The organism is Zhouia spongiae (genome assembly GCF_022760175.1).
Lineage (GTDB): Bacteria > Bacteroidota > Bacteroidia > Flavobacteriales > Flavobacteriaceae > Zhouia > Zhouia spongiae.
Window position 1 is genome coordinate 3,223,698 of the sequence record NZ_CP094326.1, and the last position, 20,258, is coordinate 3,243,955.

At 38.7% G+C, this 20,258-nt stretch carries 17 protein-coding genes and 1 other RNA gene; 7 read left to right on the plus strand and 11 right to left on the minus strand.

The annotated features are described in order from the left end of the window. Window positions 1-7: 7 nt before the first annotated feature. Window positions 8-904 carry a patatin-like phospholipase family protein gene (locus MQE36_RS13975; protein ID WP_242936593.1) on the minus strand — a complete coding sequence of 299 codons (897 nt, stop codon included), beginning with the start codon at window positions 902-904 and terminating at the stop codon, window positions 8-10. Further along, window positions 904-3,147, minus strand: coding sequence for a M1 family metallopeptidase (locus MQE36_RS13980; protein WP_242936594.1), 2,244 nt, complete (start codon window positions 3,145-3,147; stop codon window positions 904-906). Before MQE36_RS13980 ends, MQE36_RS13975 begins: the two co-directional genes overlap by 1 nt. Window positions 3,148-3,288: 141 nt before the next feature. On the opposite strand from MQE36_RS13980, the gene recG reads away from it, so the two are divergent. Continuing rightward, the gene (recG, locus tag MQE36_RS13985; RefSeq protein WP_242936595.1) at window positions 3,289-5,400 is read left to right on the plus strand and encodes an ATP-dependent DNA helicase RecG; all 2,112 of its coding nucleotides are present in this window, start codon (window positions 3,289-3,291) and stop codon (window positions 5,398-5,400) included. A 140-nt stretch (window positions 5,401-5,540) separates the two neighbouring features. Here recG and MQE36_RS13990 read toward each other — a convergent pair whose 3' ends face one another. Further along, window positions 5,541-6,206: a F0F1 ATP synthase subunit B family protein gene (locus tag MQE36_RS13990; RefSeq protein WP_242936596.1), complete on the minus strand. Its 666-nt coding sequence runs from the start codon at window positions 6,204-6,206 to the stop codon at window positions 5,541-5,543. A gap of 32 nt (window positions 6,207-6,238) precedes the next feature. Then, complete coding sequence (locus MQE36_RS13995) at window positions 6,239-6,445, minus strand: hypothetical protein (RefSeq protein WP_242936597.1); 207 nt, start codon at window positions 6,443-6,445, stop codon at window positions 6,239-6,241. 218 nt (window positions 6,446-6,663) lie between these two features. Here MQE36_RS13995 and pheT point away from each other — a divergent pair, with 218 nt between their 5' ends. Further along, window positions 6,664-9,090, plus strand: a complete 2,427-nt coding sequence (gene pheT / locus MQE36_RS14000; protein WP_242936598.1) for a phenylalanine--tRNA ligase subunit beta — start codon at window positions 6,664-6,666, stop codon at window positions 9,088-9,090. An 80-nt stretch (window positions 9,091-9,170) separates the two neighbouring features. Here pheT and fsa read toward each other — a convergent pair whose 3' ends face one another. From fsa to ffs, 3 genes are all read right to left on the minus strand, one after another. Further along, complete coding sequence (fsa, locus tag MQE36_RS14005; RefSeq protein ID WP_242936599.1) at window positions 9,171-9,827, minus strand: fructose-6-phosphate aldolase; 657 nt, start codon at window positions 9,825-9,827, stop codon at window positions 9,171-9,173. 42 nt (window positions 9,828-9,869) lie between these two features. Continuing rightward, window positions 9,870-10,676, minus strand: a complete 807-nt coding sequence (locus MQE36_RS14010) for an SDR family oxidoreductase (protein WP_242936600.1) — start codon at window positions 10,674-10,676, stop codon at window positions 9,870-9,872. 72 nt (window positions 10,677-10,748) lie between these two features. After that, an RNA gene (gene ffs / locus MQE36_RS14015) (signal recognition particle sRNA small type) lies at window positions 10,749-10,847 on the minus strand. Window positions 10,848-10,936: 89 nt separating this feature from the next. Between ffs and MQE36_RS14020 the strand changes: the two genes are divergently transcribed. The 5 genes from MQE36_RS14020 (at window position 10,937) to MQE36_RS14040 (ending at window position 15,938) form a co-directional block, all read left to right on the plus strand. Further along, window positions 10,937-11,986 (plus strand): glutaminyl-peptide cyclotransferase, encoded by a 1,050-nt coding sequence (locus MQE36_RS14020; RefSeq protein ID WP_242936601.1) that lies wholly within the window; start codon window positions 10,937-10,939, stop codon window positions 11,984-11,986. Window positions 11,987-11,988: 2 nt separating this feature from the next. Further along, on the plus strand, window positions 11,989-12,381 hold the full coding sequence (locus MQE36_RS14025) for an acyl-CoA thioesterase (RefSeq protein ID WP_242936602.1): 393 nt from the start codon (window positions 11,989-11,991) through the stop codon (window positions 12,379-12,381). Window positions 12,382-12,570: 189 nt separating this feature from the next. Further along, a complete protein-coding gene (locus MQE36_RS14030; RefSeq protein WP_242936603.1) occupies window positions 12,571-12,939 on the plus strand; it encodes a hypothetical protein in 369 nt (122 codons plus the stop codon). 66 nt (window positions 12,940-13,005) lie between these two features. Beyond that, window positions 13,006-15,072 (plus strand): TonB-dependent receptor plug domain-containing protein, encoded by a 2,067-nt coding sequence (locus MQE36_RS14035; protein WP_242936604.1) that lies wholly within the window; start codon window positions 13,006-13,008, stop codon window positions 15,070-15,072. 14 nt (window positions 15,073-15,086) lie between these two features. Continuing rightward, window positions 15,087-15,938 (plus strand): hypothetical protein, encoded by an 852-nt coding sequence (locus MQE36_RS14040; RefSeq protein WP_242936605.1) that lies wholly within the window; start codon window positions 15,087-15,089, stop codon window positions 15,936-15,938. A gap of 77 nt (window positions 15,939-16,015) precedes the next feature. Here the strand turns inward: MQE36_RS14040 and MQE36_RS14045 are convergent, their stop codons facing one another. From MQE36_RS14045 to MQE36_RS14060, 4 genes are all read right to left on the minus strand, one after another. After that, window positions 16,016-17,215: a glutamate-5-semialdehyde dehydrogenase gene (locus MQE36_RS14045; protein WP_242936606.1), complete on the minus strand. Its 1,200-nt coding sequence runs from the start codon at window positions 17,213-17,215 to the stop codon at window positions 16,016-16,018. A 21-nt stretch (window positions 17,216-17,236) separates the two neighbouring features. Continuing rightward, entirely contained in the window at window positions 17,237-18,010 is a 774-nt protein-coding gene (gene proB, locus MQE36_RS14050; RefSeq protein WP_242936607.1) for a glutamate 5-kinase, read from the minus strand. A gap of 20 nt (window positions 18,011-18,030) precedes the next feature. After that, window positions 18,031-18,831 (minus strand): pyrroline-5-carboxylate reductase, encoded by an 801-nt coding sequence (gene proC, locus MQE36_RS14055; protein WP_242936608.1) that lies wholly within the window; start codon window positions 18,829-18,831, stop codon window positions 18,031-18,033. A gap of 272 nt (window positions 18,832-19,103) precedes the next feature. Further along, window positions 19,104-19,769: a TetR/AcrR family transcriptional regulator gene (locus tag MQE36_RS14060; RefSeq protein ID WP_242936609.1), complete on the minus strand. Its 666-nt coding sequence runs from the start codon at window positions 19,767-19,769 to the stop codon at window positions 19,104-19,106. Between the last annotated feature and the right edge of the window lie 489 nt (window positions 19,770-20,258).

Genomic DNA, 20,258 nt, shown 5'->3' on the forward strand with positions numbered 1-20,258 from the left:
TTGGTTTTTATATTTCGGATGCGCCCTGATTCTTAATTTTAGCAAAATCAAAACCTCTTTGCCACCATTTGGTCATTTTTTCCTTTTCAAAAATTAATGAATTTGTAGTTAAGACCACCGGGGTATAGTAAAAATTCAAGATCACATGCTGATTACTTGCAACAAATTTCCCTATTCTTATATTCTGATTCTCAATACGATCCAGCATAAAAGCAAACATATTTGTTAATAACGAGAATGCATTTCTCGACGGCATCCTGTTCAGATGTGTCACTTCTGTCTGTAAAACAATGGCATCAACTTCAGTGGCACCTCGTTTTATAGCCTCCTCAATAGGCACCATACTCCCTATTCCCCCATCAGCATATTCACAACCATTCTTTCTCACCAGGGTCATAAAAGGAGTGTAATTAGCCGAAATCCATATCCACTCACAGTATTCATCATAATCATAATCCAGTATTGATTTATACTCCACTTCATTCATCGATAAATTACTGACCGTCACTACCACTTCTTTCCCCGATTGCTTCAATGCCAGAAACTCCTCTTTTGTCAATGTATCCCTGATAAGTTCCAGCAAATTATAGCTTTCTCCAAATGTTTTACTCCCTCTCAAAAAATTCCTGAGTACATTTATATGATTGATACCCACATTTTTGGTACCATACTTCTCTTTTATCGTAAATGGGTACTTGTTAAATATATCGTCGTTGGTAACCGAGGTATATACTTCTTTTATTTTTTCAACCCTGTTTAAAGCCAGATGATTAGCCAGTAAACTTCCTGTCGAGGTTCCGATGATGAGCTGATAATCTTTTCCCAGTTCTTCAATAAGATATTGAGCTACTCCGCCGGCGAATGCACCCTTGCTGCCGCCACCCGAAATTACCAAAGCTCTCATTACAATTTGCTTTTTAAAAAGGTTTGTTCTTTACTGTCAAGTTCCGAAATAATTGTATTAAATCTAATTTTATATGTTAAATCATTTAATAAATCGGTTAAAAGTTGTCTGGAAAATTTAGCAAATTGCCATGAATGGTGAAGGCTTGCATTTACCAGATCCTTTAAGTTGTCATCGGTAAATGCCTGTAATTCATTAAGCATGATAAATGCATTTTGCCGTACCTCATAGGTATAACCAGGCGAAGTATAACCCGACAATTCCTCATAAAAGGTTGTTTTCATTTTAGGATTATAATCTTCGGTAATGATTGCCAGTGTTAACCACAACATCCGTATATTTTTATTATTAAAGCCGTTAAGGTCCTCTGTTTTGTCCAGGTATTTCGAAACTTCGTCCGGAAAACTCCTCCACAAATTAAAAAGAGCATTTTCAACAGTCGTATAACTTTTATCAGACAACAAACCCTCGTAAAAAGATTTTAGTTCAAGTGGAATGCTATCCAAGGCTATTGATATCGTTTGCCTCACCTTAATATCTTCTGTGGCAAAAGCTTTTTTATATAAAGGAATTGCTTCCGACAAAGGTATTTTACTCAATTGCAATACAGCTTCCTGCTTTATCGTATAATAACTATCGGTATCAAGTATAGCATCTATAGTTGAAAACCTGTCAAAATCATTATTGCTAAGTTTCCTTTTTGATTTTAGTCCGATCAGATTGTTAAGCGTATTATTTTGTTTTAAATTTTCAAATGCGCTTTTTACCGGAAACACCGTATCCTCTAACCATACTTTCCTGAACTCTGTCAGATCCATTCCGCTTGACTGCTCTATTTCCGATAAGAAGTCTTCTACCATAACGTTTTTAAACGCATGCCTGTTCAGATAGTTTTTCACTCCTGTCCGAAAGTTTTCATCTCCGGTCAATCCCCTCAATATATGAAGTGCCCACGCTCCCTTCTGATAAAAGGTTAAACTCCCCGCTTTAGGATCCAGTAAACTCTCTCCTTTGCCACTATCGCTCAAGCCTTTCAATTGTTTTGCAGATTCGTATAACGCATTATAAAAATAATCATCCCCGAAAATTTCTTTTTCGGCCAATAATGCATAATACGTTGCAAAACCCTCATGCAGCCAATGATGTTCACCACTTACTTCAGTAACCATATTCCCAAACCATTGGTGAGCGAGTTCATGAGCATTCACATTTACATAATTTTTATCCACAAAAGTTGTCGAATCTATAACATAACTATCTGAAAAAATAGTGACCGAGGTATTTTCCATCCCGGCATATAAAAAGTCCTTTACAGGCACTTGCTTATAGACATCCCACGGATACCGAACTCCGATCTCACGCTCCAGGAAATCAAAAATCTCTTTAGAATACCGATACGTAGGTTCAAACTTTCTTTCGTCATCTGCTTTGTAAAACAACGCTATCGGCACCCCGCTATCAGCCGTAACAACCTTCTTTTTATAAGCTCCGATCGCCATTGCCAGCAAATAACTACTCATAGGCTTATCCATCTGAAAGCTCCAGACTTTCTTATCTCCGAGCTCTTTAACAGCTGCCAGGCTTCCATTTGCAATAACATCATATTTTTTATCAAATGTTACTGTCAGATCAAACGCTACCTTCTCAGTCATATCATCAAAACTCGGCAGCCAGTGACTCGTATATTTCCCCTGTCCTTGGGTCCATAGTTCCTTTTCCCCACTCCGGGTATTCCACCCTGCGAAGTACATGGCCCTGGCAGGCTGTGCCCGGTAAACCACAGTTAATTCATATTTTTTATGCTGATGCAGCTTTTTACGTAAAATGAGTTTATTACCATCGTAATCATACTTCGCTCGTTTACCATTCATCATCACCTCCGAAAAATTCATGTCACGTGCATCAACTGCTATCAAATCGGTATCCCTTAACACTTTCAGGGTATAGCTTACCGTACCGTCAACTATTGCCTGATAAGGATTTATAACCACTGAAACCTTGCCGGATAATACATCTGTATCTCGACCTTTTGGCGATTGAGACAAAGCAGAATACGTTCCTGTTAAACAAAAAAGAAGCAAGCTACCCAGGGACAATCCCGGAAGGTACGAACCGAAAAGACTCCTAAAATATTTCGACGTAAGTCCCGTGAAATTCCTGGGGAACATTTCACAGGGACTTGTGTCGGAGCTTCCGATAGCTATACGGGATAAATCTCGATTATCGGGTAAAAGTCTGCGCATATTATATTTTTGTATTTAACACCAAAATATATAAAAGATATTGAAATATCGAATACAACCGGAAAAGTAATCATCAGAAAACATCATTTTAAACGATTTTGACTATTACAAACCTTATAATTTATTCATATTTTCGTAATCGTGAACAAAAGCCTCAACATACTACAAACCCCGATAGACTATTTAAAAGGAGTTGGTCCGAACAGGGCCGGTCTTTTACGCAAAGAGTTAGACATTCATACCTATCAGGATCTGATCAATCTTTTCCCGAACCGTTATATCGACAAAACCAGATACTATAAAATAAAGGAATTACAACGCAATGGTGCCGATGTTCAGATTATAGGCAAAATCATTCATTTAAAAACGGTAGAACAAAAAAGAGGAAAAAGGTTGGTTGCCACCTTTGCCGATGATACCGGTACTATGGAACTTGTATGGTTCAGAGGTCATAAATGGATTAAGGAGAGTATTAAAATCAACCAGCCTTATGTGGTTTTCGGCAAAACTAATTGGTATAACGGAGTTTACAATATGCCCCATCCGGAAATGGAATTACTGGAAGCACACAAACAAAGTATTCGTACCGCCATGCAGCCTGTATATCCCTCTACTGAAAAACTTAATAATAAAGGAATTACCAACCGGGTGGTAAACAAGGTAATGCAGCAGCTTTTTATTGAAACCCGGGGCAAATTTCAGGAAACACTCTCCAATCCGCTGCTCACCGAATTGAATCTGATTTCCAAAAGTGAAGCTTTATTTAACATTCATTTCCCTAAAAGTCAGGAGCTACTGACCAAAGCTCAGTTTCGCTTAAAATTTGAAGAGCTGTTTTATATTCAACTACAACTGATTTCGAAGAACCTGGTCCGCAAGCAAAAAATAAAAGGATTGGTATTTGATAAAGTTGGTGAACACTTTTCAGAATTCTTTAATCACCATTTGCCATTCGAGCTGACAAATGCACAAAAAAGAGTTATAAAAGAAATAAGAAACGATTTAGGCAGCGGTGCCCAGATGAACCGTTTGCTCCAGGGAGACGTAGGATCGGGCAAAACAATGGTTGCGCTCATGTCTATGTTGCTGGCCTTAGACAATGGGTGCCAGACCTGTTTAATAGCCCCTACCGAAATTCTTGCACAGCAACATTACAATGGTCTTTTAGAACTTATTAAAGGGCTCGGTATCAACATAAACTTACTCACCGGATCAAGTAAAGCTTCTGAACGGAAGACAATCCATGAAACCCTCGAAAGTGGCGAGCTGGACATCCTTATCGGTACCCATGCTGTTCTGGAAGACAAAGTAAAATTTAAAAATTTAGGATTGGCCATTATCGATGAACAACACCGGTTTGGAGTGGCTCAAAGAGCAAAAATGTGGCATAAAAACAATACCCCTCCTCATGTTCTCGTTATGACTGCAACCCCTATTCCGAGAACTTTGGCTATGAGCTTATACGGCGATCTGGATGTTTCTGTAATCGACGAATTGCCTCCTGGCAGAAAGCCGGTTAAAACTGTTCATCGGTATGACAGCAATCGCTTAAAGGTCTTCAGGTTCTTAAAGGATGAAATCGAAAAAGGAAGACAGGTCTATATTGTCTACCCTCTAATCCAGGAATCTGAAAAACTCGACTATAAAGATCTGATGGACGGTTATGAAAGCATCGCCCGAGAGTTTCCTCAACCTGAATATCAAATCTCCATAGTACACGGGCAAATGAAAGCCGCAGACAAAGATCATGAAATGGAGAGGTTTGTCAGCGGAGAAACCCAGATCATGGTAGCGACAACAGTAATTGAAGTAGGTGTAAATGTTCCGAATGCTTCTGTTATGATCATCGAAAGTGCAGAACGCTTCGGATTATCCCAATTACACCAGCTAAGGGGAAGGGTCGGACGTGGCGCTGAACAAAGTTTTTGTATCCTGATGACCGGCCATAAGCTCAGTAACGATTCAAAAACACGCCTTGAAACAATGGTCAGCTCAAACGACGGATTCGAGATCGCAGAAGTAGATCTTAAGCTCAGGGGCCCCGGAGATATCATGGGCACCCAGCAAAGCGGAGTACTAAATTTAAAAATCGCTGATATCGTAAAAGATAATGACATTCTTAAAACAGCCAGGTACTATGCTATGAGAATATTAAAAAATGACCCGAATCTTACTCAAGAAGAAAATGCTATCCTCCGCTACACTTATACCCAACTGGCCAAGCATAAAAATATCTGGAACTATATCAGTTAAAATAAACGATCTCAAAGCTCCTGATATGTTGTCGGGAAATCTCACCTATCAAGGAAACTACCTCAGGGTATTAAATCCTCTGTATGGAATAAAAAAAGCGGACATAGGGTCCGCTTTTAAACTACTTCAATAAAAACTATTTAATTGTTATCGCCCTGTGGCAACACGATCTTCTTCAAACGCTCCTTTTCTTTTTCAATAGATTCTCTGCTGTTTCTGATAGTTTCATCAAGCTCGTTAAGCTTTTCTTCCACCTTAGTGATCTTCTCCTCTTTCGCTTTAATCACTTCGTCTTCCAAACTACCTTCTTCCTTAGCCTTGTTTAATCTTTCTCTGGCTTCGGCTACCTTCTGGCGGCCGTTCTTCAACGCTGCCTCTTTATCAGAAAGGAGTCTCTCATGAGAAGAGACCATCTCTTTAGCTTCAGCAGCACGGGCTTGCCCAAACGCTTTACCTGATAATTCATCCTTGTTATTGCCATATGAATTTCCTTTAGATTCCGCCTTGGCAACTTCCTTAACAGCCTTTTCCTTCGCTTTTTCTGCTTTTTTATCCGTTACTTCTTCCGCCTGAACCTTCGTTTCTTCAGCTTTCTCTTTAACATCTTTATGAACCTGATCAGCTTTATCCTTTGCCTGGTCTTTAGCTTTCTCAGCCTGTTCGTTAATATCCTTCGCCTGCTTATCTACCTTTTCGGCGGCTTCTTTAGCCTTTTTTTCTATCGACTTCCCCTGAGCATTTACAATAGGCCCACAAAGTAAAAATCCAAGTACAAATGTCGATACTATCAATTTATACATTTTCATATATGTGATTTTTGAGTTAATTAGAATAGATTTTAAATACTATCCAGTTCTTTTACAGCATCGTGAACGTCATCTGCCACATTCTTTAAAGTTTCAGCAGATTCCTCAATGGCTGTTTCTACAGAATCAATGGTTTTTACAGCTTTATCAACTTGTTCCTGTTCTTTCTTTTTTGTGTCTTCACAACTAACAGCAAAAGCCATAAGACCGGCCAATGCCAAAAATTTTAATGATTTCATACTTAATACGGTTCGTAATTAAACTATTGTTACATAAAAATATACGGTAACAGTAAAGAATTAGATGTTTTAAGGGGATAAAAATATTTTTATCAGTTTGAGAACTACCTGCATTACTATATCTTTGCCCTCCGTTGGATCGTTTTTTGTCAGTATGTTTCTGATATTCATTAACCCGTCCGGCAATCATATAAAATTGTTATAATAAAAGCATACAAATGAAAATATCTTACAACTGGCTGAAACAATTTATCTCATTAGACTGGGAGGTAGATAAAACTTCCGAACTTTTAACAGATTTAGGACTCGAAGTTGAAGGAGTTGAAACCTTCGAATCCGTGAAAGGAGGATTAAAAGGAGTTGTGGTCGGTCATGTACTGGAATGTGAAAAGCATCCGAATGCTGACAAATTGAAAGTAACCAAAGTAGATATTGGAAATGACACCACGGTTCAGATAGTTTGTGGTGCACCGAATGTTACAGCAGGACAGAAAGTACCGGTTGCTACCATTGGCACTGTTTTATATGATGGTAAAGGTGAACCCTGGAAAATTAAAAAAGGAAAAATAAGAGGTGAAGAAAGTTTCGGTATGATCTGTGCCGAAGACGAACTAGACATCGGAGAAAGTCATGACGGGATTATGGTTTTAAGTGATGACCTTACTCCCGGAACCCCTTGTGCCGAACTTTTTGAAATTGAAAGCGATACTGTTTTTGAGATCGGCTTAACACCAAACAGGGCAGATGCCATGAGCCATTATGGTGTTGCCCGTGATTTAAGAGCCGGTTTGCTTCAAAAAGAATTGAACCTTCAGCTTATAACTCCGTCTGTAAGTAGTTTTCATGTTAATAACAGAACTTATAAAATAGACGTAGAGGTCGAAGATAAAGACCTGGCTCCACGCTACTGCGGAGTTACCATTGCAGGAGTGAAGGTTGGAGAATCGCCAAATTGGCTTAAAAACAGGCTGAAAGCAATAGGGTTAACCCCAAAAAACAATATAGTCGATGCCACCAATTATGTCTTGCACGAATTAGGACAGCCTTTACATGCCTTCGATGCTGACAAAATCACCGGTGATAAAATCATTGTCAAAACGCTGGATGCCGGTACCAAATTTATAACGCTTGATGAAGTTGAAAGAGAATTAAGTGCTGATGATCTGATGATTTGTGATGCCGAAAAACCATTATGTATCGCGGGTGTGCTTGGAGGGATGAACTCCGGTGTTACGGAACACACTTCTAAAGTATTTCTTGAAAGTGCATATTTCAATCCGGTATCTGTCAGAAGAACAGCAAAAAGACATGCTATCAATACCGATGCTTCATTTAGGTTTGAACGGGGGATCGACATCAATTTCACCAAGTATGCAATGCTCAGGGCTGCCCTGCTTATACAGGAAATTGCCGGAGGTGAGGTTACTGCCGATATTGTCGACTTGTATCCTACCAAGTTTGAAGACTTTCAGGTATTCTTAACCTACGAAAAAGTAAACAGCCTTGTTGGTCAGGAAATCCCCAAAGAAACCATTAAATCCATTTTAATGTCTTTGGAAATAAAAATCAATAATGTAACCGAAACCGGAATTGGTTTAACCATCCCTTCATACAGAGTTGATGTTCAGCGAGAAGCTGATGTGATTGAAGAAATCTTGAGAGTGTACGGGTATAACAAGATTGAAATCAATACAAAGCTAAATGCTTCTGTATCCCCTACTTCCCGATTCGAAGACTATAAACTTCAGAATATTATCGGAAACCAGCTGGTAGCCCAAGGATTTTACGAGATCATGTCCAATTCATTAACTTCGGCCGGATATACAGCATTAACGGAAAGCCTTAAAGAAGAACACAATGTCGAAATGCTAAATCCTTTAAGCGCCGATCTTGGAGTAATGCGCCAGTCATTATTATTTAACGGCCTGGAAGCCGTTTCATACAATATCAATAGACGGAAAGCTGATCTTAAATTATTTGAGTTTGGCAAAACCTACCACAATTATGAAAATGGAAGAGTAGAAAACAAAAGGATGAGTGTTTTTGTCTCAGGAAACAAAAATGCAGAAAACTGGTTAAACCCAATCCAAAAGGGAGACTTCTTTTATACAAAAGGAATTGTAGAAGCCATCCTTGAAAGATTAGGTATTACGAACCTTAAGGCATCTCCGATAAAAACGGATATCTTCTCAGAAGGACTTTCGTTAAGTCTTGGTAAACTGAAACTCGTCGAGTTTGGCCTTGTTAAAAAACCGATCCTGAAACACTTCGATATTAAACAAGAAGTACTATATGCCGAATTTAACTGGGATAAAGTTTTAGAAGCTGCAACTTATAATAAACTTAAATTTACGGACATTCCTAAATATCCTGAAGTAAAAAGAGATCTTGCCTTGCTAATAGACAACAACATCACCTTTAAGGAAATATACAATATTGCTCAGCAAAGTGAACGTAATCGACTTAAGAACGTTAACCTTTTTGATGTTTACCAGGGGGATAAACTTCCTGAAGGAAAGAAGAGTTACGCAGTTAGCTTTACGATACAGGACAATGAAAAGACCCTAAAGGATAAAGAGATCGATAAAATAATGAGTAAACTCCAAAGCAGTTTTGAAAAACAGCTCGGTGCAGAACTCAGATAAAAAGCAAAAACCCCGTTCAAAAGAGCGGGGTTTTTATTTTTTAAAGCCTTCTATTAAAATCAATGCTTTTTACTTTTTCTTTAGCTGTTTCCTTTATTGTAATCTGCTAAAAACTTCTCAAGTCCGATGTCGGTTAACGGATGATTTAACAATCCTGTAATAGACGATAAAGGCCCGGTCATTACATCTGCTCCGATCTTGGCACAATCAATCACGTGCATCGTATGACGAACTGAAGCAGCCAAAATCTGAGTCTCAAAAGCATAATTGTCATATATCTGCCTGATGTCAGCAATCAGCTGCAATCCATCTGTAGAAATATCATCTAAGCGGCCAATAAAAGGAGATACATAAGTGGCTCCTGCTTTAGCAGCTAATATTGCTTGTCCGACAGAGAACACCAATGTACAGTTAGTTCTGATTCCCTTATCACTGAAATATTTAAGTGCTTTAACGCCATCCTTGATCATAGGAACTTTCACTACAATTTGCTCGTGCAACTCTGCAAGCTCCTCACCTTCTTTAATGATGCCCTCAAAATCTGTTGCTATTACTTCGGCAGAAACATCTCCTTCAACCGAATTACAGATATCAACATAATGCTTTAATATGTTGTTTCTTCCTGTAATTCCTTCTTTTGCCATCAACGACGGGTTTGTAGTAACTCCGTCCAATACACCTAGAGCCTCAGCTTCTTTAATCTGATCCAGGTTTGCAGTATCGATAAAAAACTTCATCTGATATAAATATTTAGTTGTGTTTTTAAACTTTGTGCAAAACTACAACTTATAATGATTCAGTAATAGTTTCTCGTAAACTTTGTCAGGTAAAATATGCTTAAGAACAATAGAGAACTTCTGCATAAAAGCCCCCACCTTATAATGAATTTTAGGCTTAGGCGTGTTAATGATGGTGTATACGGTCCTGGCTACATCAGCAGGATTCCCTCCGTCATCAACATGATCATTGATCAGGTTCAATGTATCTCCGTAAGGTTTTTTATAAGGAGACCCTTCTGTTACCGGTGCATGATAACGCCCTGCCGCAATATTCGTTGCAAAATCACCCGGAGCCAGATTGGTGATCTGTACACCAAAATCTTTCGTTTCCATACGCATCGCTTCTGTAACCAGCTCAAGCGCTCCTTTAGAGGCAGAATAAAGCCCCCTGTATGGCAATCCCATATACCCTGCTATAGAAGTTATGTTAATTATCAAACCACTGTGTTGCTTACGCATCTGGGGCAATACGGCCTTCATTACTTCGATCGGGCCATATAGATTCGTACTGAACACTTTATGTATCTCCTCCTGTGGGGTCTCTTCTATCGGTCCGGTAATACCAACTCCTGCATTATTAATTACTATATCCAGTCGATTTTCATTCCTGACAACGGTCGCAACAGCAGTCGCTATAGTCGAAGCGTCTCCTACATCCAGTTTTACCAGCTTAAAAGGTAATTCCTCCTGAATCCGTTCAGGATTTCTACTGGTACCATAGACCGTAAACCCCTTATGTGTCAAAAACTCAGCGATAGATTTCCCGATACCGGACGATCCCCCGGTAATTAAAACAACTTTAGACATAGTTTTGCGTTAAAATTCTGGGAAACAAAGAAACAAACAAAATACCAAGAAAAGGAAAAAATAAGGCATAAAAAAAGGCAAGCTACCTACATCGCACCGCTACAACCGTATACCCTTGCTGTGTTCCCACCCTGGGGGATTCTACAGGAGCTGGTCGTGTAGGACTTGCCGGGTGCAAAGGTACAATATTTTTAAGTTTTTACAACCATTTCGACTTCTTAATTTTATTGAATACCTTGCAACAAAAAATTACCGTATAGATGAAATTTTATAAAATTTTAATTTTCAGTTTTTTACCTGTTTTCTTTATGGCCTGTAACGGGAAACACGCTACAAAAAAAAATCGATTATCTATAAATATTGAGGCCCCGGAAAAGAACATCCACCTGAATGATGTTATAAAAGTCTATATTAAAAACCCAAAAGATTTAACGATTTCAGGTGTCTCGTATAAGCTTGATGGCAATGAGGTCAGTATTACAGACAACACATTAAGACTTGAAGACATAAAACTGGGAAAACACCTGCTCGAAGCTTCAGTTAAAACAGAAGGTGAAATGATTACGGTCTCTAAAAGCTTTACTGTTTTTAATCATACGGCTCCAAAGGTATATACTTATAAAATTATTAATGAGTACCCACACGATATTGAAGCCTTTACTCAGGGGTTCGAATTTTACCGGGACACACTTTTTGAAGGCACGGGTCGTAATGGCTTATCAAAACTTCGAAAAATTAACTTTAAAACAGGACAACCTTATAAAGAGATAAAATTAGCCAATGCCTATTTTGGTGAAGGTATTACCATCTTAAATGATAAAGTATATCAGCTTACATGGCAAGGCAATACAGGATTTGTTTACGATGTGAACACTTTTGAAAAATTAAATACTTTTAAGTACGATCATAGCAAAGAAGGCTGGGGACTTTGTAATGATGGAAAAAAATTATTCAAAAGTGACGGAACAGAACGTATCTGGACTTTAGATCCGGATACCCTTGTAGAGGAAAGTTACATTGAAGTATACACCAACAAAACAAAACTTCAGAAAATAAATGAGCTTGAATATGTAAACGGTAAAATCTATGCCAATACATGGCAGTTCGAAAAAGAAGTTGGTATTATTATCAACCCTGAAAATGGTGCTGTAGAGGGAGTGATCGATTTCTCAGGACTAAAAGATAAAGTAAAACAACACCCCGCCCTTGATGTTCTAAACGGTATTGCCTATAATAAATCAAGGAAAACATTTTTTATCACAGGAAAGAACTGGGACAAAACATTTGAGGTAGAATTAATCGCCAGATAATCTTGAAAGTTTACGAAAAACACATTACCGTACAACAGGAAGATCTCGATGCCATGAACCATGTAAATAACGTTCGTTATGTACAGTGGGTTCAGGATATTGCTGAGGAACACTGGATATCCATAGCTGACACCAACCAACAACACCGCTATCTATGGGTCGTATTAAGCCATCACATTGAATATAAAGGCGAAGCTTTACTAAACGATCTTATTACACTTAAAACCTACGTCAGCAGTTCTGAAGGCGTAAGATCAATACGCAAGGTTGAAATGTTTAATGCCAAAACCGAAAAATTGTTGGTAAAAGCAGAAACAAATTGGTGCCTGATAAACGCTGAAACCAAACGCCCGATGCGTATTCCGGATGAAATTAAAGGAATCTTCAAACCATAGACATATTATTAACAACATCTATACAAATACACTCCTCCAAAATGTTAATCCGGAAATCCTTCCTGTTCGGTTTGGTTAAAATGATAATTATCAGCTCTTATTTTCACTTTAAACCCTATTTTTGTGTCTGTAAAAAGTCAGTGATCTGGTTATTACATCCGGCTTTTACAAACTAAAACATATATAAAGTTGAAACACTTAATTCTGTTTATTGCTATCACTACCCTCTTTAAGCCTTTATGGCCGGTAGTCGACTATGTTATAAACTACGAATATATAAGTGAAGTGCTTTGTGAAAATAAAGACAGGCCTGAACTACATTGTGATGGTAAATGTTACCTAAGTAAAATGCTGGCTCAGGAATCAAATAAAAATGATAAAAACCCATTTGAAGGAAAACAACTCAAAACAGAAATACTTCAGATTGTTTATTTCGAAAACTTCTCCTTTAAGAACACTTTCGCTATAAATCAAATTCAAGAACCAATCTTTGGTCAGGATGAAGATATTTCTTCCAATCTTTTCACATTTACCATTCCACACCCACCAAACTCCTAATAATGAATTTCAGATACCGTAACCTGTAAACGGTATGTTCTTTTATTAATCATTATTACATCTTATATGAGTATCATCAGCAAGGTGCTTAAGGAACGGACTCCTTATGCATCGTACAAGGGTACTTTATATATCGTGTTCTTGGCACTAACCTTTTTAACAATACAGGTAAAAGCACAAGAAAGTCACGATAATGACACCCTTGCTCCTATCGTTAATTTAAATGAGGTCATTTTGATCTCGAGCAAACTGAAAAAAAACAATTTAAACTATCAAAAACAGACCAAGCCTTTGTCTTCCTTAGGCGAATATCTTGAGAGCTCAAGAAAGGTCAACATGGTGAAGAGAGGAGCCTACGCATGGGAACCTATGCTCAACGGCATGTCATCTGAACGGCTGGCAGTAACCATTGATGGAATGCGGATTTTTGGAGCATGCACCGATAAAATGGATCCCGTTACATCATACGTAGACGTATCCAATCTCTCTGAAGCTCACATAGCTTCCGGTCAGCAAGGCGCTGAATACGGAAATACAATCGGCGGGGGGATTAATCTTGCACTCGATAAAGAAGGATTTAAAAACCAGGGATGGACCGGATCATTAGATTCAGGTTATGAATCTAATAACAGCCTGTATGTTCTGGGGGCAGAAACAAGCTATTCGGGTAATCATTTCTACCTGAATTCAGACTTGGTGTACCGCAAAGCAGATAATTACAAAGCAGGGGGCAACGAGGAAGTCCTTTTTTCTCAATATGAAAAATACAACCTTTCTTTAAACAGCGGTTATAAACTAAATGACCGACAAGACCTCTCCGCTACTTTTATATACGATGAAGCAAGAGATATAGGTTATCCGGCACTTCCCATGGATGTTTCGCTAGCACGTGCTTTTATCGGATCTGTTGCCTTCAATCAAGACACTTTATTCTCACTTTTTTCTGACTGGGAAACAAAAGCATATTTTAATACGATAAAGCATGTCATGGACGACACAAAGCGCCCTGATGTTCCTATTCATATGGATATGCCGGGTTGGAGCGACACCTATGGTTTTTACACCTCTTTAAAATTAAATAAAGACCGTCACGATTTTAAATTTAAAATCGACGGATATTACAACAAGTCGTTTGCAGAGATGACCATGTATCCTAATAATCCAAACGAAGATCTGATGTATATGCTTACCTGGCCGGATGTAAGAACTTTTAACAGCGGTATCTATGCTGAGGATAAGATGAACCTGGAATGGGGTCACTTATTGCTGTCAACCAGGCTCGACATACAGAGAAGCAACATCAAAAATGAATTTGGACTCAACAGTCTCAAGATTTTTTATCCCGATATGGAAGACAGCCGGACCAGGGTACTAAAGAGTTTCTCTGCCCAGTTCCACAAACAATTGGGTAATTTTCATCTGTATACCGGAGGTTCGTTTGGAGACCGGGCGCCTTCTGTATCTGAAGGGTTTGGTTTTTACCTCTATAATAGCTTTGATAATTTTGACTATGTAGGGAATCCGGGACTCAAAAACGAGAAATCACTGGAATTCAATGCCAAAATAGGCTTTATAAAAGGAGCTGTTAAAACCCATCTGGAAGTCAATCATTTTATAATAAATGATTATATAATCGGGGTTCCCGATGCTTCTTTAAGTCCGATGACTATCGGGGCCGACGGGATTAAAATATATACCAACCTCGAAAGGGCAAAGATCACGAACCTGACCTTCGACGCTTCCTGTGATCTTAACAGGTATTTTAAATGGTCAGGGCTCATTTCATACCATAGGGGATTTGATCAGGACAGAGAAGACCTGCCCCTGATCAGCCCCCTTCAATACAGGAGCCGGCTGGTATTTAACCGCCGGAGATTTTCAGGAAGTATCAGCATCAACGGCGCTGCCAGACAAAACCACTATAGTCCGCAATACGGAGAAGACCGGACGGACAGCTACACAGTCTTTTCTGCCGCTGTCGGAAAACAATTTTATATCGCAAATGATGACTTCTATGTGAAAGCAGGAATCGAAAATATTTTTGACAGTAATTATTCAACCTACACAGACTGGAAGAACCTCCCAAGAATGGGACGTAACTTCTTTATCACATTATCATATACCATTAAATAATAAAATAACAAACAATGAAAAATACAATCAGAATAACCACAGCCCTCACCCTTTTTATAACCCTAATCTCCTGTTCATCAGACGACAACACACCTCAGGAGGTTACAGATCCTGTTGCCCATTTACAAATGGTTGAAACTTTAAATGAAGGATCATTCGATATTGAACTTTACTCGGAAACAGACCAGCTGCACGTTGGCTATAATGCTTTATCCATCCGCATCAAAGATAACACCTCCAAAAAATATATAGAAAATGCAGCCGTCGATTGGAATCCGGTAATGCACATGACTTCTATGCAGCACTCATGCCCTAAATCGGAAATATCAGTATCAGAAGATAAAACTGTTTATACCGGATTTGTTGTATTCCAGATGCCCGGGAACTCAGAAGAATACTGGAATCTAAAAATCGATTTTAACATTAACGGAGAAGCATATTCTGTTTCAAAAAAAATCAATGTAGTCGGTAGTACAGACGATTATAGAACGGTGAATGTATTTATGGGGAATGATGAAAACAGATATGTTCTGGCCAATATACCTGCCGATTTATCCGTAAGCGTAAACGATTTTGAAGCTGTACTGTTCAAAATGGAAAACATGATGGATTTTTCCGTTGTCGAAAACTATATTATTGAAATAGACCCGAGAATGCCGGGAATGAATAATCACAGCTCGCCAAACAACGAACATTTAAGTTATGATGCAAAGACCGGCATCTATAAAGGAAAACTTTCGCTGACAATGACCGGGTACTGGAAGATCAATTTAAAAGTGCTGAACAACAACGCTCAAGCAATTAAAGGTGAAGATGTTACCGAAGAAAATGAGGCCAGTTCAATTTACTTTGATCTATCTATTTAATCACCACAAAAATACTGTCAAAAATAGAAAGCCCCTCTAAAAAGGGGCTTTTATATACCTGCCTAATAAAAGTATGGTTAAGTTCTTATATGCCCGTCGCCAAAAACATAATATTTATTGGTAACCAATTGCTTTAAACCTAATGGTCCACGGTGGTGCAGCTTATCGGTACTGATGGCCAGCTCCGCTCCTACTCCCATCTGTCCACCATCGGTAAACCTCGTGGAAGCATTATGATATACCGCAGCACTATCTACCTGTTCCATAAACTTTTGAGCCTTATCCGTATTTTCAGTTAAAATAGACGCTGAATGTCCACCCGAATACTCATTAATCATCGCAATAGCTTCATCTACATTATCTACCGCTGCCATGACTATCTTCAGAGCCAAAAACTCTTCGTACCATATATCCTTATTTGGTATTTCAGTTCTTTGGCCCAGGGTCTGTTTAATATTCCTGTCAACTAAAACCTCAACACCCGCTGCCTCCAGAATCTTATCAAGCTCCTTAACCTTATCCCGGTACCCCGGAATACGCTTATCTATTAACACTTTATCTAGAGCATTACATCCGGAAATCTTATCGGTTTTAGCATTTAAGATTACTTTTACCGCCTTTTCCCAATCAGCATCTTCAGCCACATAAAGGAAGTTATTCCCCCTGCCACTCACCAAGACAGCGCAAGTTGAATGTTCTTTTACAAACCTGATCAGGCGTTCCCCTCCTCTTGGCACAATCAAATCAAGCTGTTCCGGCGGATGCTTTAAAAATTCCTGTGTCTCTTGTCTGTTGATATGCAATAAAGTGATCCAGTCCTTAGACAATCCATTTGCTTCCAGTGCCTCATGCCAGCACTTCTCTAATACCACATTGCTGTTATAAGCTTCCTTTCCTCCTTTTAAGAAGATCTTATTATTGGCTTTAAAAGCCAATACGGCAGCCTCTATAGTGACATCCGGCCTTGACTCATAAATGATCATAATCGTACCGAAAGGAGCTGTCTTATTAGTTACTTTAAGTCCACTCTCCAGTACGACCTCTGATTTTAATTTCCCGACAGGGTCATCCTGTTCCCTGACCTCTTCAATAGCCCTGATCATACCATCAACCTTGTCGTGGTTAACAATCAGCCGGTCGTACAAGGCCTGATCTTCCTTGTTAAAAGCTTCAAGGTCTTTCTTGTTCTCCTTAATTATATTTGCCCGCTCACGGTCAATAATTTTCATCATTGAGCCAAGCACCTTATTTTTTACGGTTGTATTCAATAATTTCATGACATGTTTATCTTTTAGTGATTAAGAAATAAATTTTGTGCCGACATCTTTTCCGTCTATGATGTCAACAATTACATTTTCTCGCTTACCATTGGCAATATAGGTCGGGATGTCTTTCCCTGCAGCTCCTTTTGCTATCTTTAACTTAGATTCCATACCACCTCGTCCTTCTCCTTCTCCTTTTTCAGATTTCTGGACGTACTTTTCTACGTTTTCATCAATTTTAACCTCGTCTATTTTTTCGGAGTTCTCATCATCCGGATGCCCGGTATAAAGTCCGTCAATATCGGTGAGGATGATCAACATATCTGCATTTATCAATTCAGCCACCAGGCTGGCCAATTCATCATTATCTGAAAACATCGACATGGAAAGCGAAACCGCATCATCTTCATTCGCTACCGGAATAACCCCTTCTGAAAGTAAGCCCTCATAACAGTTGATCATATTTTCCCGGTGTTTCCCCGGGGCAAAATCCCGCTTTGTGGCCAATACCTGGGCACAACGCATTCCGTAATCGTGAAATATACTATAATAATGACGCATCATCCGTGGTTGTCCTACCGCCGAAAAAACTTGTCTCCTTGTAGAAGGATCCTCTATATCCGAATGTCCCAATATCTCTTGTCCGGCTATAGACGAACCGGAGGAAACCAAAATGGTCATAATATCCCGTTCATACAACACACTGATCTGTCGTACCAATTCTTTTAAGACAGGTTGTAAAATCCGGTTGTCCTTATTGGTCATAACATTGGTTCCGACCTTTACAACAACTCTTTTTATATCATCCATAATTTATATACTCTGTAGTACTATTTACCTAATTCCACCGCCCTGTTAAATGCAGCATAGGCAGCCTCTTTGATCAATTCCTTAACATTATTGTCTTCCATTGAATCTAAAGCAGCACGGGTAGTACCTCCTTTTGATGCTACACGGTTCATCCAGCTTTCCGGTGAAAGGTCATTCTGGTTAAACAATTCGACCGCTCCTTCAAAAGTATTACTCACCAGAGTCTTGGAATCAGCTTCAGAAAATCCCATTTTCTGGGCAGCTTCCAACATCGATTGCATAAAATAAAACACATAAGCCGGGCCGCTCCCGGAAATTCCTGTTGACGCATCCACATCCCTTTCCGTATCTACATAAACAGATTCTCCTGTAGTATCCAGCAAGTTCCGAACTGCCAACAGTTCTAAACGGGAGACCTCTTCCGATTCCGTAAATGAAGTAACTCCCTTTCCTACCTGTGCCGGTAAGTTAGGCATCGTCCTGATGACTTTACCTATCCCTAAACCTTTTTGAATAGTATCTATAGTTACACCGGCCATTAATGATACAAACACCTGCTCCTGATTAATAAACGGTTTCATGGTCTTGAATAATCCATCTGCGTGATATGGCTTCACCGCAATAAAAATGATATCACTATCACCAAGAGGCGCAGTCAGATCCTTGTAAACTTTAAAATTGTGATTTTTTTGCAGGGCAGAAATTTTCTCTGGATCGGTGTCAAATATTCTTAGTTTATGCTTCCCCAAAAAAGGAGAGTTCGACATACCTTCCGAATAAGTGAGCCCCATGTTACCGGCTCCAATGACTAAAACTTTCATGTTTTTAATTTATAAGTTAATTAACTTTTCTAGTTAACTAACCTGCCGCAAGGATTATGCGAGGATGCCGGAATAATTATTTAATTTTCAAGAAATTAAGATTTGATAAAGCCATGCGATCATTATTTTCATATTCTTAACAAAGCCCCTGAAGAATTACTATATCCGTAAAAAAATAATTTCAAGAATTTATCCACGCATGACAACTCGGCATAAAAATGTAAGTATGACAGCTATCCGAAAAGTCAGAAAAAACAGAATGGCATTTAAAACTAACTCGAAAAAGGAAAACTATCCATTACGCGTTTGTACTCATCCATTCCCTTATCAGTCATATACGGCAATAATAATTCCCAAACATGTTTTACCATTTCTCCTTCCTGCTGAAATGTAAAACTTTTCAATACTTCCTGCTGGATCAGCCAAAAAGTAATAACGATCCTGATAGTATGCCTCAGTCGGATATAATCGTCTGTAGATGCACCGACGATCAGGTCTTCATCGATAAATTTTTTAAAAAGAGCAGCCATCTGATCCCTTCTTAAGATCAAATTCTGCTGTAGAATTTCATTTATCCTTGGGTAACCCCTGTACATCTCTAACAGGTCTAAATGAAAGAACTTGTACTTTAGATGAAAATGAGCCAAGTGGATTAACAGCCGATGGAGGTGTTCAAAAGAACTTGAATACGTATCCTTTATCAAATAAGATTCTGACATTTCAGATCGCATCTGATCATATATCGCCAATAATAAATCTTCTTTGGTGTTATAATGATAATCGAGATTACCATGACTTATCCCCATTTCTGCAGCTATGTGGCGACTGGTTACATTCTGAACTCCATTCTTATTAAACAGATCTATCGCATAGTCAATTATGCGTTGTTTCGTCTTCTTTTTTCCAACTTTCTTTTTAGATACTGAACTCAAGCTCATGAAAATCTTAACCTTTTAAATTTAATACCGTTACGATCTGTCTATAGGATAGAGATACAAAGATGCAAAAAAATTAACACATAATTTCTCTGTATTTATTACACCTTATCTATCAGGATGCATTCTTCATACACCGATATACTTTTCACCTGAAATAATTTATCACATTAAACCGACTAAAACCAAACATCGTAAACTACCTCGGTGCAAGCACACGAGGCATTGGTCGGAAACAAATTTTAATTTCGAGGCAAGCCTCGGGGTATTATACCCTTTGGCGGTGCCAATAAAATCTTTTCGGGTAGAATTAACCTGATTTGTTTACAAGACATAAACCTGCAAATTTCAACCGACCCGTGTAAGGAAGCAAAACTTAAAACCCGAAAAGCAGGGAATTCAGGTTTCTTCCGATAATCTGTTCAAAAGCCTGCTGAACCTTTATACCGGTTATCAACAGATTGATCCTGTTTATATGGTATCTGCTGACGT